The 15,608-nt window shown below is 69.5% G+C and carries 10 protein-coding genes; 4 read left to right on the top strand and 6 right to left on the bottom strand.

What is annotated here, in order from left to right:
• The 3 genes from MVA01S_RS22880 to MVA01S_RS22870 form a co-directional block, all read right to left on the bottom strand.
• The coding region (locus MVA01S_RS22880; protein ID WP_435405980.1) for an ATP-binding protein at positions 1-3,264 on the bottom strand (3,264 nt) is incomplete at its 3' end.
• Between the two features lie 42 nt (positions 3,265-3,306).
• The gene (locus tag MVA01S_RS22875; RefSeq protein WP_003929184.1) at positions 3,307-6,330 is read right to left on the bottom strand and encodes a UPF0182 family protein; all 3,024 of its coding nucleotides are present in this window, start codon (positions 6,328-6,330) and stop codon (positions 3,307-3,309) included.
• Positions 6,331-6,417: 87 nt separating this feature from the next.
• Positions 6,418-7,440, bottom strand: a complete 1,023-nt coding sequence (locus tag MVA01S_RS22870; RefSeq protein ID WP_003929185.1) for a YlbL family protein — start codon at positions 7,438-7,440, stop codon at positions 6,418-6,420.
• Positions 7,441-7,535: 95 nt separating this feature from the next.
• Here MVA01S_RS22870 and MVA01S_RS22865 point away from each other — a divergent pair, with 95 nt between their 5' ends.
• The 3 genes from MVA01S_RS22865 (at position 7,536) to MVA01S_RS22855 (ending at position 11,426) form a co-directional block, all read left to right on the top strand.
• The gene (locus MVA01S_RS22865; RefSeq protein ID WP_237024350.1) at positions 7,536-8,951 is read left to right on the top strand and encodes a zinc-dependent metalloprotease; all 1,416 of its coding nucleotides are present in this window, start codon (positions 7,536-7,538) and stop codon (positions 8,949-8,951) included.
• 277 nt (positions 8,952-9,228) lie between these two features.
• Complete coding sequence (locus MVA01S_RS22860; RefSeq protein ID WP_003929188.1) at positions 9,229-10,047, top strand: TOMM precursor leader peptide-binding protein; 819 nt, start codon at positions 9,229-9,231, stop codon at positions 10,045-10,047.
• Between the two features lie 41 nt (positions 10,048-10,088).
• Positions 10,089-11,426, top strand: coding sequence for a macrolide-binding ATPase MABP-1 (locus MVA01S_RS22855; protein WP_003929189.1), 1,338 nt, complete (start codon positions 10,089-10,091; stop codon positions 11,424-11,426).
• Positions 11,427-11,446: 20 nt separating this feature from the next.
• Here MVA01S_RS22855 and MVA01S_RS22850 read toward each other — a convergent pair whose 3' ends face one another.
• Positions 11,447-11,722: a WhiB family transcriptional regulator gene (locus MVA01S_RS22850; protein WP_040540348.1), complete on the bottom strand. Its 276-nt coding sequence runs from the start codon at positions 11,720-11,722 to the stop codon at positions 11,447-11,449.
• 417 nt (positions 11,723-12,139) lie between these two features.
• Complete coding sequence (locus MVA01S_RS22845; protein ID WP_003929191.1) at positions 12,140-14,269, bottom strand: ATP-dependent DNA helicase UvrD2; 2,130 nt, start codon at positions 14,267-14,269, stop codon at positions 12,140-12,142.
• Between the two features lie 70 nt (positions 14,270-14,339).
• Between MVA01S_RS22845 and mrx1 the strand changes: the two genes are divergently transcribed.
• Complete coding sequence (gene mrx1 / locus MVA01S_RS22840) at positions 14,340-14,591, top strand: mycoredoxin Mrx1 (RefSeq protein WP_003929192.1); 252 nt, start codon at positions 14,340-14,342, stop codon at positions 14,589-14,591.
• A gap of 12 nt (positions 14,592-14,603) precedes the next feature.
• Here the strand turns inward: mrx1 and nudC are convergent, their stop codons facing one another.
• Entirely contained in the window at positions 14,604-15,533 is a 930-nt protein-coding gene (gene nudC, locus MVA01S_RS22835) for an NAD(+) diphosphatase (protein ID WP_003929193.1), read from the bottom strand.
• Between the last annotated feature and the right edge of the window lie 75 nt (positions 15,534-15,608).

Genomic DNA, 15,608 nt, shown 5'->3' with positions numbered 1-15,608 from the left:
CACCCCGCCGGTGCGCTCGGCGATGTCGCGGGCGAGCGCCACGTCGGCAAGTGCCCGCCCGGAATCGCCGCGCAGCGCGTGCAGCCGCGCGGTGGCCAGCGCCACCGGGCCCGCCATGCCGACCTGCCCGATCACCGCGATGCGGTCGCGGAACGGGTCCAGAGCCCCCAGCAGCGGTTCGGTGAACTCCGGCAGACCGTGGTCGGCGGCCAGATGGGCCAGCAGCGCCTGGTGGCCCAGGGTCGTCCAGATGTGGGCGCGGCCCTCGCCGCCTGCCGATCGCTGCAGCGTCCTGACCGCCTCGGCCCGTGCCTCCGGCCCGGACTCCAGTGTCAGCAGCGCGGTGCGCACCAGGCCGACCATCCCCTGCCCGCCGGAGTCCTTCTGGGCGTGCACACCGGCCCAGTCCTCCCCCACCGGTCCGCCCCGGTCCCGCAGCAGCGATGCGGTGGCCAGCAGCCCGCTGCCCGCCTCGTAGAGCTCGGTTCGCTCGTGCACCTGGGTGGCCACGGCGTGGTGGCGCTGCGCCTCGGCGAAGTCACCCACCCACATCGCCAGCACCGCTTCCATCCACCGCAACTGGGCGCGCATCACCGGCAGCTGCAACTCCTCGCTGCCCGCGATCCCGGCCCGCACATGGTTGCGGGCACCGGCCACGTCGCCGAGGTTCATCGCCGCCATCGACGCCACCGAATGGGCGATCACGGCATCCTCCCGAGACCTGCTGTGGCCCAGGCTGTTCAACCGCTCCACCCATTGCAGCGTCTGATGGCTGAGCGTGGCGACCCCGGAGAACGTGATCAGTCGTCCCACCAGAACGTCGGCCAGCACGTCGATGTCCCCGGTCTCCTCGGCGACCCGTTCGGCGCGGTCCAGCAACTCCCCGGCGACCGCGCTCTCCGGGTGGTAGCAGTGCCCGACGGCCAGCGCAGGCAGCACCCGGGCCGCCGAGGCCGGTTCGATCTCCGACAGTGCCGCCGCGCGCCCCAGTAGGGCGAGCAGCTCGCTTGCGTCGTTTCCCGGTGCGAGCCAGGGCCATCCGCCGCTGGCGCGCAACAGTGCGCTCGCCACCCGGCCCGCGCTGGCGGCCCGCCCGGTGCGTAACGCCTCACCGAGATAACGCTGCACGCTGTCGAGCACCAACTGCCCGCGGCCGGCCCGCGAGTGCGCCTCCAGCAGTTCCACTGTCAGCGCGTCCCGCTCGGCGTCGTTGCGTTCGACCGCAGGCAGCCGGTCGTAGGCGTCCAGCGCGGCCTGCCACCACCCCGCTGCGATGTCCGAACTCCATTGCGCGGTGGCCTGTTCGGCCGCCAGCCGGCATGCCTGAACGACGGCGGCCGGCTCGACGAGCGGTTGTGCGGCGATCAGGTGCTGCGCCCGGCGCGTCGGCGCATCCGGCGCGGTGCTGTCGACGAGCACCTCGGCGACCCTGGCGTGCATGCGTTGTCGGCGCAGCGCGGGCATACCGGCGAGCAGTTGGTCGCGGAGCAGCCCGTGCGCGAACGCATATCCGTCACCGTCGTAGGCGGTGACCACGATCCGCTCGTCGGCGGCCTCGTCGAGATGGTCGGCCAGGGTGTCGAGGTCCAGACCGGTGGTCTGCGCCAGCACCGGCACCGCGGACGCGTCGATCACGTCACCGATCACCGCTGCAGCCCGCAGCATCTGCACCACCGCCGGGTCCAGCGCGGCCAGCCGCCGGTCCAGCACCGAACGCACCGCACGCGGAATCTCGTTGCCTGCCCGCTCCGCTCGGGGCAGCCGCGCGTACTCCGAGACGAAGAACGGGTTTCCGCCGGTGCGGTCGGCGAGCTCGGCGGCCTCGGCGTCGGTGACCGTCTCCTCGGCGACCTCGTTGGCGAGCACTGCGACATCGGCCGACGACAGCGCGGGTACCTCGATGTGCCGGTTGTCCTCACCGCGGGCCACGGTGCTGAGCAGCCGCGCGACCTCCGGCGTGTGCTCGCCGTCGCGCACGGTGACGATGACCAGTATCGGCCGGTCCCGCAGCGCGCCGGCCAGGTAGGCCAGGCAGGCGGCCGAGGCGGTGTCGGCCCACTGGACGTCGTCGACGACCACCGCAAGCAGGTGGGGAGCAGACTCCAGTAGAGACTGAACACGCTCGTAGACAAAGAATCTCGCGGTATCGGGATCGGTGTGCGCCGGCACCTCGAGCACCTCGTCGGCGTCGGCGCCCAGTGCGCGGACCAGTTGGCGCATCGGCCACCACGGCGGTGTCGCACGTTCGTCGGGACAGCTGACCCAGGCGGTGTCGCCGGCGCGGGCGTGCACCAGGCCCGCGATCTCCTCGGCCAGCCTGGTCTTGCCGATCCCCGGCGGACCCGACAACACCAGCCACCGCGTCGCGCCGGCCGCGACCCGCTTCAACACCTCGGCCGCCCTTGCGATCTCGCGCTCCCGGCCGACCAGCGGCGCGCGGTCCGGACCGACCTCCATCGAGACCGGTGCGGCCGTCGCCACCTCCGGTTGCGCAAGTGCCGTCGCGCCGGTCCACTCCGGCGAGCGCGGCCATCCGGCAAGCTCGGGAGCCTGCCGCAGCACGGCGGTGTGCAGGTCGCGCAGTTCGGTACCCGGGTCCAGTCCCAGCTCCGCGTCGAGCATCCGCGCGTACCCGCTGTAGACCTCCAGCGCCTCAGGGGTCCGCCCGGCCCGGTAGAGGGCCAGCATGTGCAGCCGGCAGCCGCGGTCGGCCAACGGCTCCCGCTCACGCAGCCGCGCCACCTCGATCAGCGCGGCCGCCACTTTGCCGAGCGCCAACAGCGCGATCACCTTGTTCGACAGGCATTCCGTGGCCATCTCGGCCACCCGCGCCGAATCCTCGCGAAGCCAGTCCGCATCGCCGAGGTCTTCGAGCAGCTCGCCGCGGACCAGGCTCAGCGCGGCGTCGGCCTCGGCGAGCGCCTCCTCCCAGCGCTCGCCCTCGATCGCCGCGCCGGCTCGCGCGTAGCCCGCGGTGAACACCGCGAGGTCCACGTCGTCGGGCCCGACGTCGAGGTAGTAGCCCGGCGGCCGGCGCACGATCGGCGAGGCCATCTGCGTCTCCCCGCCGCCGCGCAACGCGCGACGCAGGTTGGAGATGTAGACCTGCAGGCTGGCTATGCCGCTGGCGGGGACGTCGTCGCCCCACACCGCGGCCGCCAGTCGATCGGTCGACACCACCCGCCCCTGGGCCAGCAGCAGCGCGGCCAGCACCGACCGCTGCTTACGCGGTCCGACATCGATCGAGCTCCCCCCGTGGACCACCTGAAGTGGCCCGAGCAACCGATACCGCACCGGCGTGAGCGGCTAGTTCGCCGACTGGTATTCGCTCACCGCGTTGTCCAGCCGTTGCAGCGCCTCACCGAACTCGGCGAAGTCACCACTCTGCTGGGCCTCCCTCAGCGCGTCCAGCGCCGAGTTCACATTCTGCAGCGCAGCGGATTTCGCCGCGGACAGTTGCGTCGGTCCGGTCGGCGGCACCGCCGCCGGCACCTCCGGCTGTTGCTGAGCCGGTGCCTGACCGGGCCGGTTCGGCGCGGCCGCAGGCGGCGGGTTGTTGTTGCCCTCCGGGCGCTGCTGCGCGGCCTGGCCGGAGGCCGGCGGTTCGGTCCCCGCAGGCCCCGTCGCAGTGGCGTCCGCCCCGGGACCGAACAGGTCGGTCAACGCGTCACGCACCGTCGGGCCGTAGCCGATCTGGTCGTTGTACATCATCGCGACGCGGATCAGACGCGGGTACGAGGACGCTGCGTCACTGGCGCCCGGCGATGCGTAAACCGGTGCGACATAGAGCAATCCACCCTGACCGATCGGAAGGGTCAACAGGTTGCCCCAGCGGATGCGGTTCTGGTTGTCGCGGCCGATCACACCGAGGTCCTGGCTGACCGCGGTATCCGTGCTGATCGCGTTGAACGCCAGCTTGGGACCGTTGACCTGACCCGGGATGGTCAGCACCGTGAGCTTGCCGTACGTCTCGGGATCGGAACTGGCGCTGATGTAGGCCGCCAGGAAGTCGCGGCGGAACCGGTTCATCGCGCTGGTCAGCTGGAACGAAGCCGAATTGTTGTTCTCGGCAAGGTCCTTGGCGACGATGTAATAGGGCGGCTGGTAGCTGCTGGCCGTCGGGTTCGGATCCAGCGGGACGTCCCAGAAGTCCGAGGTGGAGAAGAACGTCACCGGGTCGTCGACGTGGTACTTGGCCAGCAGCGCGCGCTGCACCTTGAACAGGTCCTCCGGGTAGCGCAGGTGCTCCTGCAACTCGGGGGTGATGTCGGCCTTGGGCTTCACGGTGTCGGGGAACACCTTCATCCACGCCTGCAGCACCGGGTCCTGCTCGTCCTGGGCGTACAGCGTGACCGTGCCGTCGTAGGCGTCGACGGTGGCCTTGACCGAGTTACGGATGTAGGACACCTGCTTGTCGGGCTGCAGCCGGTTCAGCGCCACCTCGTTGGAGTCGGTGGTGGCCGACGACAGCGACATCAGCTCCGAGTACGGATAGTTGTCCAGCGTGGTGTAACCGTCGACGATCCAGACGATGCGCTCGTTGACGATCGCCGGGTACACCGCGGTGTCGGTGGTCAGCCACGGCGCGACGGCCTCCACGCGGTCGGCCGGATCACGGTTGAACAGGATCCTGCTGTTCTCGCCGATCACGTTGGAGAACAGGAAGTTGCGCTCGGCGTACTTGGCGGCGAACACGCTGCGGGTCAGCCAGTTGCCGATCGGCACACCGCCGCTGCCGGTGTAGGTGTAGTTCCTGGTGGCGGTGTTGGTCTCGTAGTCGTACTCGCGCGGGGCGCCGTTCTCGCCGACGATCGCGTAGTCGGCGGCGGTGTTGGCGATCACCGGTCCGAAGTAGATGCGCGGCTGCGACAGCGGCGCCGGACCGGGCGAGACGACCTCGCCGTTGGGCCCCACCACGCTGGCCAGGAACTCGGGGTAACCGCCGTTCTGGTTGGGATCGTTGGCGATTCCGCGCACGGTGTTGGCCGGCGAGGCGATGAAGCCGTTGCCGTGGGTGTAGACCGTGTGCCGGTTGATCCAGTCGCGCTGGTTGTCGATCAGCCGGTCCGGGTTGAGCTCGCGGGCGGCCACCACGTAGTCACGCAGGTTGCCGTCGTCGTCGCGGTAGCGGTCCATGTTCAGCTGGTCTTGGAAGAAGTAGAAGTTCTTGCCCTGCTGGAACTGGGTGAACGCCGGGCTGACGATGTTGGGGTCGAGCACCCGGATGTTGGACGTGGTCGCGCGGTCGGCGGCGACCTGCTGGGCCGTCGCCGCGGTGTTGCCCGGATAGTCGCGGTACTCCACCGCTTCGTCGGTCAGGCCGTACGCCTGCCGGGTCGCCGCGATACTGCGGCTGATGTACTCGCTCTCCTTCTGGGCGGCGTTGGGGCGCACACTGATCTGCTCGACGACCAGCGGCCAGCCCGCGCCGACGATCAGCGACGACAGCAGCAGAAGCACCACGCCGATCGCGGGGATCCGCAGGTCGCGCAGCACGACGGCGGAGAACACCGCCGCGGCGCAGATGACGGCGATCGCCAGAAGGATCAGCTTGGCCGGCAGCACCGCGTTGATGTCGGTGTAACCGGCGCCGGTGAACGGCTTTCCGCCGCGGGTGTGGCTGAGCAGTTCATAGCGGTCGAACCAGTACGCGACCGCCTTGAGCAACATCAGGATGCCGACCAGCGTGATCAGCTGGATGCGGGCGGCCCGGCTCAGCGCGCCGTCGCGGCCGGCCAGCCGGATTCCGCCGAACAGGTAGTGCCCCAGCAGGTTGGCCAGGAACGCCAGGAACGTCGCGGCGAACAGGTAGGTCAGCACCAGTCGGTAGAACGGCAGGTCGAATGCGTAGAAGCCGAGGTCGATGCCGAACTGCGGATCGGCGACGCCGAAGCTGCCGCCGTGCAGGAACAGCTGCACCTGCTGCCAGTAGTTCTGGGCGATCAGGCCCGCGAGCAGACCGATCGCGACCGGGACCCCGACGCCGACCAGCCGCAGCCGCGCCATCACCGCGGTGCGGTAGCGCGCGATCGGGTCGTTCGGCCCGGCCGTCGGCACGAACACCGGGCGGGTGCGGTAGGCCAGGGCCAGCGCGGCGAACACGACGGCGCCGACGACCAGCGCCACCGCGAGGAAGATGACCAACCGGGTGACGATCTGGGTGGTGAACACCGACCGGTAGCCGAGTTCGCCGAACCACAACCAGTCGACGTAGGTGTCGATCAGCCGCGGGCCGAGCAACAACAACACCACGGCCACAATGGCGAGGGCGATCAAAACTCTGCTTCGTCTCGTCAGCTTCGGCATTCTCGCCGCCGGCCGCATACCCACTCGTTACTCCACTCTCGGAAATTCTCAGCAGATCGTCAGGTGTGATTACTCAGCCATTACTGTACGCACCGGCCTCAGACTGCGGTTTCAGCAGCGAGGAGGTTCGCCACCAGCGGAAAGCGTGCGCAACCCGTCGATCGCGGTTTCCAGCGTGTCCACCTTGAGCAGCTCGATGCCGTCGTCGTCGACGGTGGTGGCCTCCGCGCAGTTGTCTGCGGGCACCAGGAACACCGTGGCTCCCGCGTCCTGGGCGGCCACGATCTTGTGGGTGATGCCGCCGATCGAACCGACCTTGCCGTCGCCGCTGATCGTGCCGGTGCCCGCGACGAACTTGCCGCCGTTGATGTCGCCGGTGGTCAGCTTGTCCACCACGGCCAGGCTGAACATCAACCCGGCCGACGGCCCGCCGATGTTGGCCAGGTTGAAATCGATGGTGAACGGCGCCCACGGCGCGTCGAGCACGTTGACCCCGAGCATGCCCTGCTCCCGTTCCGGGTGGGCGCCGAGCGTGATCTCGGCGGTGCCCATCGGCGCGTTCTTGCGGCGGTAGTCGACGGTGATCACCTCCCCCGGCTTCGTGCCCTTGAGGAACTCCTGGAACTGCTCCAACGAGGCGACGGGAATGTTGTTGACCCCGTCGATCGCGTCGCCGGCCTGCAGTTTGTCCTTCGACGGCCCCTTCTCGTCGACGCTTTCCACCGTGACGGCCATCGGGTACTTCAGGTACTGCAGCGCCGCGTACTCGGCGCTGTCCTCGGACTGGCGGAAGTCCTTGGTGTTGGCCTCGTTGATCTCTTCCCTGGTCTTGTCGGGCGGGTACACCAGCTCGCGCGGGACGAGCTGATCGCGGCCCGAGGCCCAGAAGATCAGCGCCTGCCCCAGGGTCAGGCCGTCGCGCTGGGACACCGTGGTCATGTTCAGGTGTCCGGAGGTCTTGTGCACGTCGGCGCCCTCGATGGCCACGACGTCCTTGCCGTCGACCTCGCCCAGGGTGTCGAAGGTCGGCCCCGGCCCGAGGGCGACATAGGGCACCGTCACCACGGTCAGCAACATGCCGAAGATCAGGATGGGCGCCAGGGCGACGACGAGCGTGGAAATCCGCCTGTTCACGCCGCCCACAGTAAAGGTCGGCCACCACGGCGAGCCGCGAAGACCACTGCGGTTCACTCTCAGCGTGACCCGGGCACCCGCACGTGGTGCCGGGGGTGAGTACCGTTGGGGACATGGCTGACCTGCCTTTCGGCTTCTCCGGTGGGGACGACCCCGACCGCGACAAACGCAAGAACAACCCGGGCGACCCGTTCGGCGGCGCTATGCCCGGCGGTGAGTTCGACATGTCGCAACTGGGCCAGATCTTCTCCAAGCTCGGCGAGATGTTCAGCGGCGCAGGCACGTCGATGGCCGGCGGCAAGTCCGCCGGTCCGGTGAACTACGACCTGGCCCGGCAGCTCGCGTCGAGTTCGATCGGCTTCGTCGCCCCGGTACCCGAACAGACCGTCACCGCTATCGCCGACGCGGTGCGGCTGGCCGAGACCTGGCTCGACGGTGTCACCCCGCTGCCCGCGGGCACCACCAGGTCCGCGGCGTGGACGCCGACGGACTGGATCGACAACACCATGGACACCTGGAAGCGGCTGTGCGATCCGGTGGCCGAGCAGATCTCGACGGTGTGGGCGCAGGCGTTGCCCGAGGAGGCCAAGGCGATGGCCGGGCCGCTGCTGGCGATGATGTCGCAGATGGGCGGGATGGCCTTCGGGTCGCAGCTGGGCCAGGCCCTGGGCACCCTGTCGAAGGAGGTGCTGACCTCCACCGACATCGGACTCCCGTTGGGCCCCAAGGGCGTCGCCGCGCTGATGCCCGAGGCGGTGGAAGCGCTGGCCGGGGGTCTGGAGCAGCCGCGCAGCGAGATCGTCACGTTCCTCGCCGCCCGGGAAGCCGCCCACCACCGCCTGTTCAGCCATGTGCCGTGGCTGTCGAGCCAGCTGCTCAACGCGGTCGAGGCGTTCGCCCGGGGCACCAAAATCGACATGAGCGGCATCGAGGAATTCGCCCGCGGATTCAACCCGGCGTCGCTGACCGACCCGTCCGAGATGGAGCAGCTGCTCAATCAGGGCATCTTCGAGCCGAAGGCCACCCCGGAGCAGACCGCCGCGCTGGAGCGGCTGGAGACGACGCTGGCGCTGATCGAGGGCTGGGTGCAGACCGTGGTGTCCGACGCGCTCGGGGACCGGATCCCCGGCACTTCGGCGTTGTCGGAGATGCTGCGCCGCCGGCGTGCGACCGGCGGGCCGGCAGAGCAGACGTTCGCGACCTTGGTCGGCCTGGAACTGCGGCCCCGCAAGATGCGCGAGGCCGCCGCCCTCTGGCAGAAGCTCACCGAGGCCGTCGGCGCCGACACCCGCGACAGCGTGTGGCAGCACCCCGACCTGCTGCCCAGCGCCGCGGACCTCGACGAACCCGCTGCGTTCATCGACCGGATGATCGGCGGCGACACCAGCGACATCGACAGCGCGATCGAGCGGGCGTTCGGCGAGGCGCTGGGCCACGAAGCGCCTCAAGAAGGCGACCAGGAACGTCCCGATGACGGGCGTGACGAGGGGCGCGACGACCCGAAGGCCTGACGCCCTCGGCTTGGCCGTCCTCGCCGAGGTCACAACTGTCACAGGTATCCACGTTGTGCAGGGAACGTGCGAGTCGACCGCTGAAAAATGCGGATATCCGTGACGCCTGGGGCTGGTGTGTTCCACGCATGGCCGGTGACCTGGAAGCTGACGCGACCCGCCAGGCAGGTGCGTCTCCAACGTTGACGCCATCCCCGACGCGCGTGGGTTCTCCGGGCCGGGCCCGTGCCTGTGGATAACTCGGTTCGACGGCACCGCGGCATGACACCGTCGACCTATGACGCGCTACGCGCTGAGCACCGCCACCCCGGTGCTGTCCCGGCCCGATGGAACCGTGCAGGTCGGGTGGGATCCGCGCCGCGCGGTCGTCGTACACCCGCCCGCCGGGCTGTCCGCAGCCGTTCTGGCTGACCTGCTGCGCGCACTGCAAGGCGCCGTGACCGCCCGCCAACTGGAGCGGCTCGCCGCCGGCCACGGCGTCCCCGGACCCGTCGTCGCAGGTCTGCTCACCCACCTCATCGACACCGGCGTCGTCACCAGCACCCGACACCACGCCCGCGCGGCGTCGGTACGGGTGCACGGCGACGGACCGCTGACCGATCTGCTCACCGCATCGCTGCGGTGCTCGAATGTGCGGGTCAGCCAGAGCAGCAAAACCCACGCGTCGACCGGGCGCGTCGACCTCGTCGTACTGACCGACTACCTGGTCGCCGACCCCCGGGTGGTGCGCGAACTGCACGACGCCGGCGTCGCGCACCTCCCCGTACGTGTGCGCGACGGCACCGGACTGATCGGCCCGCTGGTGATCCCCGGCGCGACCAGTTGCCTGCGCTGTGCCGACCTGCACCGCAGCGACCGCGACGCCGCCTGGCCTGCCGTTGCCGCGCAGCTGTGCCGTACCGTCGGCTCCGCGGACCGGGCCACACTGCTGGCCACCGCGGCGCTGGCCCTGCACGAGATCGACCACGTCGTGCGTGCGGTGCGCGGTGACCGCGGCAACAGCCCCGCGACGCTGGACACCACGCTGGAATTCGACGTCACCCGCGGCGTGGTCACCGCACGCCGGTGGTCCCGGCACCCGGAGTGCAGCTGCTGACTGAGGCGTTGCCAACTAGTTGGTCGAAGTTCGGTCGCTTCGTGGATGATGGACTCGTGAGTGAGATCAAGCGGGGCAGCGTCGCGCGCAATGCCAAGCTGGCGTCGTTGCCGGTGGGGATGGCGGGACGCGCCGCACTCGGCTTCGGAAAGCGGTTGACCGGCAAGTCGAAGGACGAGGTCAACGCCGAGATGATGGACAAGGCTGCCCAGCAGCTGTTCACGGTGCTCGGCGAGCTCAAGGGCGGCGCGATGAAGGTCGGCCAGGCACTGTCGGTGATGGAAGCGGCGATTCCCGAGCAGTACGGCAAGCCGTACCGCGAGGCGCTGACCAAACTCCAGCGCGAGGCGCCACCGCTGCCCGCCGCCAGGGTGCACCGCGTCCTGGATCAGCAACTGGGCACCAAGTGGCGGGACCGGTTCCAGTCCTTCGACGACAAGTCGGTCGCCTCGGCCAGCATCGGCCAGGTACACAAGGCGGTGTGGTCCGACGGCCGCGAGGTCGCGGTCAAGATCCAGTACCCCGGGGCCGACGAGGCGCTGCGCGCCGACCTGAAGACCATGCAGCGCATGGTCAGTGTGCTCAAGCAGCTCTCCCCCGGCGCCGACGTGCAGGGTGTGGTCGACGAGCTGATCCAGCGCACCGAGATGGAGCTGGACTACCGTCTGGAAGCCGACAATCAGCGCGCGTTCGCCAAGGCCTACGAAGGCGATCCGCACTTCGTGGTGCCGCACGTGGTGGCCAGCGCGCCGAAGGTCGTCATCCAGGAGTGGATCGAGGGCATCCCGCTGTCGCAGATCATCCGCGAGGGCACCCAGGAACAGCGCGACCTGATGGCCACCCGGCTGTTCGAGTTCTGTGACGACGCACCGACCCGGCTGGAGATGGTGCACGGCGACGCCCATCCCGGCAACTTCATGCTGCTGCCCGGCGACAAGATGGGCGTCATCGACTTCGGCGCGGTCGCCCCGATGCCGGGCGGCTGGCCCATCGAGCTGGGCCAGATCCTGCGCTATGCGGTGGACAAGAACTACGACAAGCTGCTGCCCACCATGGAGAAGGTCGGCTTCATCCAGAAGGGCCGGCAGGTCTCCACCCATGAGATCGACGACATGCTCAAGCAGTACGTCGAGCCGCTGGAGGTGCCGGTGTTCCACTACACCCGCCGGTGGCTGCAGCGGATGACCGCGGTCGAACTCGACAAGGCCGCCGGGCAGATCAAGACGGCCCGGCAGATGGACATCCCGCCGAAGCTCGCGATCCCGATGCGGGTGATCGCGTCGATCGTGGCGATCTCCTGCCAGCTCGACGCGCACGTCGACACGCGGCGGATCGCGATGGAGAAGGTGCCCGGATTCGCCGACCCCGACGCCGTGTAGGCGTCGAGGCCGACTGAATCTCAGGCTGCCACAGTCTCTTTCGCGTCCTTACGCGGCCTGCCCCGGGGCCGCTTGCGGGCCACGACCGTACCCCGGTCCAGGATCTCGCCACCCCACACTCCCCACGGCTCCTGGCGCTGCAGCGCGGCGTTGAGGCATTCCCGCCGGAGCGGGCAGTCGGTGCACAATGCCTTGGCGCGCTCCAGATCCCGCGGATCCTCGGCGAACCACAGATCCGGGTTCTCGACGTGACACGGCACCGCTGTTGTCGTCTTCTCACATGTCGGCGAAGACATGTCGGTCCTCTGCTTCCTGGTCGGTGATGCTGGTGATGTCGGTGAAGTTGTGGCGGGATCTGTGACCAGGAATGACAAAGGCCACGGATCCGTGATTGCGGGTCCGTGGCCTGGAAGGCGATTCGGGGCTCTACCTAGAGGTGGCCCCTCACGGACGCAACCGCGTGGGCGGCGGCGCGACGCTTACGCGGCGCGGCGACAGCCGCGGCGGCGGCAATGGGATGAGCGGGACGCGCCCAGACCTGGGCGGGAAGGGTCCGCGACATGCCGGCTGCAACTACGTCGGAGACAGAAAAACCATTGCTGATCATGATGGGCACCCCCCTCTCGCACAAGCCGTCGTCTGCGTGTTCTGAGGCTAAAGGCTAACAGCCAAAACCCGCAACGGAATTTTGACCAGCGCTTTTGGCGCGATCTTTACGCTTTTTGGCGGCCTTTGACCAGACTCAGCACGTCGGGGCCGAACTGCTCCAGCTTGCGTGCGCCGATGCCCGGGATCGCCACCAGCGCCGCGTCGTCGGTGGGCAGGGTTTCGGCGATCGCGATCAGCGTGTTGTCGGTGAACACCACATAGGCGGGCACGCTCATCTCCTTGGAGATCCGCAGCCGCCAGTCCTTGAGCTCGGCGAGCAGTTCCTCGTCGATGTCGGACGGACAGGTCTCGCAGCGGCGCAGCATGATCGCCGGCGGCGACGACAGCGCCGCATTGCAGACCCGGCACCGGGGTGCGGGCCCGCGCTGCCTGCGCGGCCTGCTCGGCCCGTCATCGCGCTGCTGGGACTGCGGCGCGATGCCGTTGAGGAACCGCGACGGGCGGCGTCCCTGCCGGCCCCCGGGGTTGCGGGCCAGCGCCCAGCTCAGCGTCAGATGCACGCGCGCCCTGGTGATTCCGACGTAGAGCAGCCGGCGCTCCTCCTCGACGGGCTCACTGTCGGGGCCGTGCGAGAGCGCATGGCTGATCGGTAGGGTGCCGTCGGCAAGCCCGACCAGGAACACCGCGTCCCACTCCAGCCCCTTGGCGGCGTGCAGCGAGGCCAGGGTGACACCCTGCACGACGGGTGGATGGCGGGAGTCGGCGCGCTGCCGCAACTCGACCAGCAGCCCGCGCAGATCCAGGTGCGGACGCTGGGCGACCTCGTCGTCGACGAGTTCGGCCAGCGCCGTCAGCGCGTCCCAGCGGTCCCGCGCCTTGACGCCCGCGGGCGGCTGCGCCGTCAGGCCGAGCGGCTCCAGCGTCGCGCGCACGAGCTCGGGAAGCGCGGCCTCGTCCTGGCCGCGCTCGGCGACGCGCTGCAGCGCCAGCAGTGCCTGCCGGATCTCCTGGCGGCTGAAGAACCCCTCACCGCCGCGGACCTGGAAGGCGATGCCGGCCTCGGTGAGCGCCTCCTCGTAGACCTCCGACTGGGCGTTGATGCGGTACAGCACCGCGATTTCGGCTGCGGGAGTGCCGGATTCGATCAGCTTGCCGATAGTGCGGGCGACGGCAGCCGCCTCGGCGACCTCGTCGGGGTATTCCTGGAACACCGGTTCCGGCCCGGGCGGGCGCTGCCCGACCAGGTGCAACCTGCTGCCCGCCATCCGGCCGCGCGCCGCGGAGATCACGCGATTGGCCAGCGACACCACCTGGGGGGTGGATCGGTAGTCGCGTTCCAGCCGCACCACCGCCGCGTCGGGGAACCGGCGCGAGAAGTCCAGCAGGTAGCGCGGCGACGCGCCGGTGAACGAGTAGATGGTCTGGTTGGCGTCACCGACCACGGTCAGGTCGTCGCGACCGCCCAGCCACGCGTCGAGGACGCGCTGCTGCAGCGGGGTGACGTCCTGGTACTCGTCGACGACGAAACAGCGGTACCGGTCCCGGAACTCCTGGGCCACCGCAGCGTCGTTCTCGATGGCGGCGGCGGTGTGCAACAGCAGGTCGTCGAAATCGAGCAGCACGAGATCGTCCCGACGCGCCTTGAGGCTCTCGTAGAGGGCGTACACCGCGGCGATCTTCTCCGCGTCGAACGGGATGTCGCGGCTGACCTCGGCGACGGTCTGCGGGTAGGCCTCCGGCGTGATCAGTGACGCCTTGGCCCACTCGATCTCACCGGCGAGGTCGCGCACGTTATCGGTGCCGGTCGGCAGGCCGGCCCGGTTGGCGGCCTGCGCGACGACAGCGAACTTGCTGTCCATCAGTTGCCAGTCAGTGCTGCCGACCACACGCGGCCAGAAGTAGGCGAGCTGGCGTCGCGCGGCGGCATGGAAGGTCTGCGCCTGCACGGATTCGGTGGACGGGCCCCCGTCGTCGCTGCTGAGCGCGCGCAGCCGTCCCCGCATCTCCCCCGCCGCGCGCTGGGTGAACGTGACTGCGAGAACCTGGGCGGGCGCCACGTGTCCGGCGGTCACCAGATGGGCGATGCGCCGGGTGATGGTGCGGGTCTTGCCGGTGCCGGCACCGGCAAGCACGCAGACCGGACCTCGGGGTGCAAGGACCGCCTCGCGCTGCTCCTCGTCGAGGTCGCCCAGCAGCCGGTCGCGGGAGGCCGTCAGGGACATGGCGACCATCATGTCAGCGTGCCCCGACAAGCGTGGACCTCGGGACGGGCATGTCCGGCGCGTCAGCTACGTTGAATGGCTTATGAGCTCCGACGATGCCACTTTGACCATGTACACGACCACGTGGTGCGGCTACTGCTCGCGCCTCAAGACCGCGCTGAAGTCCGAGGGCATCCGCTGGACCGAGGTCGACATCGAGACAGATCCGGCCGCCGCGGAGTTCGTCGGATCGGTCAACGGCGGCAACCACGTCGTGCCCACCGTGAAGTTCCCGGACGGCTCCACGCTGACAAACCCGAGCATCAAGCAGGTCAAGGCCAAGCTGGCCGGCTGAGCCGGGCCGCGGTCAGTCCAGCGCCGCCCAGGATTCGATGATCTCCCTGGCGATCGAGATCGACCCGGGCAACAGCAGCCGCGAGGTACTGCCCGAGCCCCAGTCGCCCTGCGCCAGCGCCTCGCGGATCTCGGCGCGGGTGAACCACCCGGCCTCGGCGATCTCACCGTCGTTGAACGAGAACGGTTGCTCCGGGTCGCCGATCGCGTGGAAGCCGACCATCAGCGACCTGGGGAACGGCCACGGCTGAGAACCGAGATATTCGACGTCGGTGACGGCCAGGCCGATCTCCTCGGCGATCTCGCGCACGACACAGGATTCGAAGGACTCCCCCGCCTCGACGAACCCGGCCAGGATCGAGAACAGCCGCGGCGGCCACACCGCCTGGCGGGCCAGCACCGCGCGGTCGTGACCGTCGTGCACCAGACAGATCACCGCAGGGTCGATACGCGGGAACTCCTCGTGCCCGGTGACCGGGTTGACGCGCGCCCAGCCGCTCTTGATCGGCGTGGTCGGGGCGCCGTCGACCGGACTGAACCCGGCGCTGTCGTGCCAGTTCAGCAGCGCCGTCGCGGTGGCCACCAGCTGGGCGCTGACGTCGTCGAAGACGTCCCCGGTGCGGCGCAGGTCGAGCACCTCGAGCGGCTCGTCGGAGCCCTCAGGGGGCTCAAGCTCGGAACGCACCGCCCACACATGCCGGCCGTCGTCGAGCTTGCCCAGGAACACGGCGTGCTCGGGCGGGTGAGGACCGGCGGACACGGCCGGGTTCAGCACCGCCCGGCCGCCGGAGATCAGCACCTGGTTGCGCCGGTCCACGCGCAGCAGCAACGCATCGGACCAGCCGGCGACCGCGGCGTCGATGTCGGTACGCAAGGTGTCGGCCCGGTCGGCGCCCACCCGAGACAGCAGCGGCACCTGGCGCAGCCGGAATCCGGGACTCATCACTGCCACCTTCTCTTCGTCATCCACGGGCTCGTCATCCAAGGGCTCGTCGCAGCCCAAGCGCTCATCGGGGTC

Source organism: Mycolicibacterium vaccae NBRC 14118 = CIP 105934 (assembly GCF_001552715.1).
Classification (GTDB): Bacteria; Actinomycetota; Actinomycetes; order Mycobacteriales; family Mycobacteriaceae; genus Mycobacterium; species Mycobacterium vaccae.
Note: the sequence above shows the minus strand (reverse complement) of the source record. Positions and strands in the feature narration are given on the sequence as shown.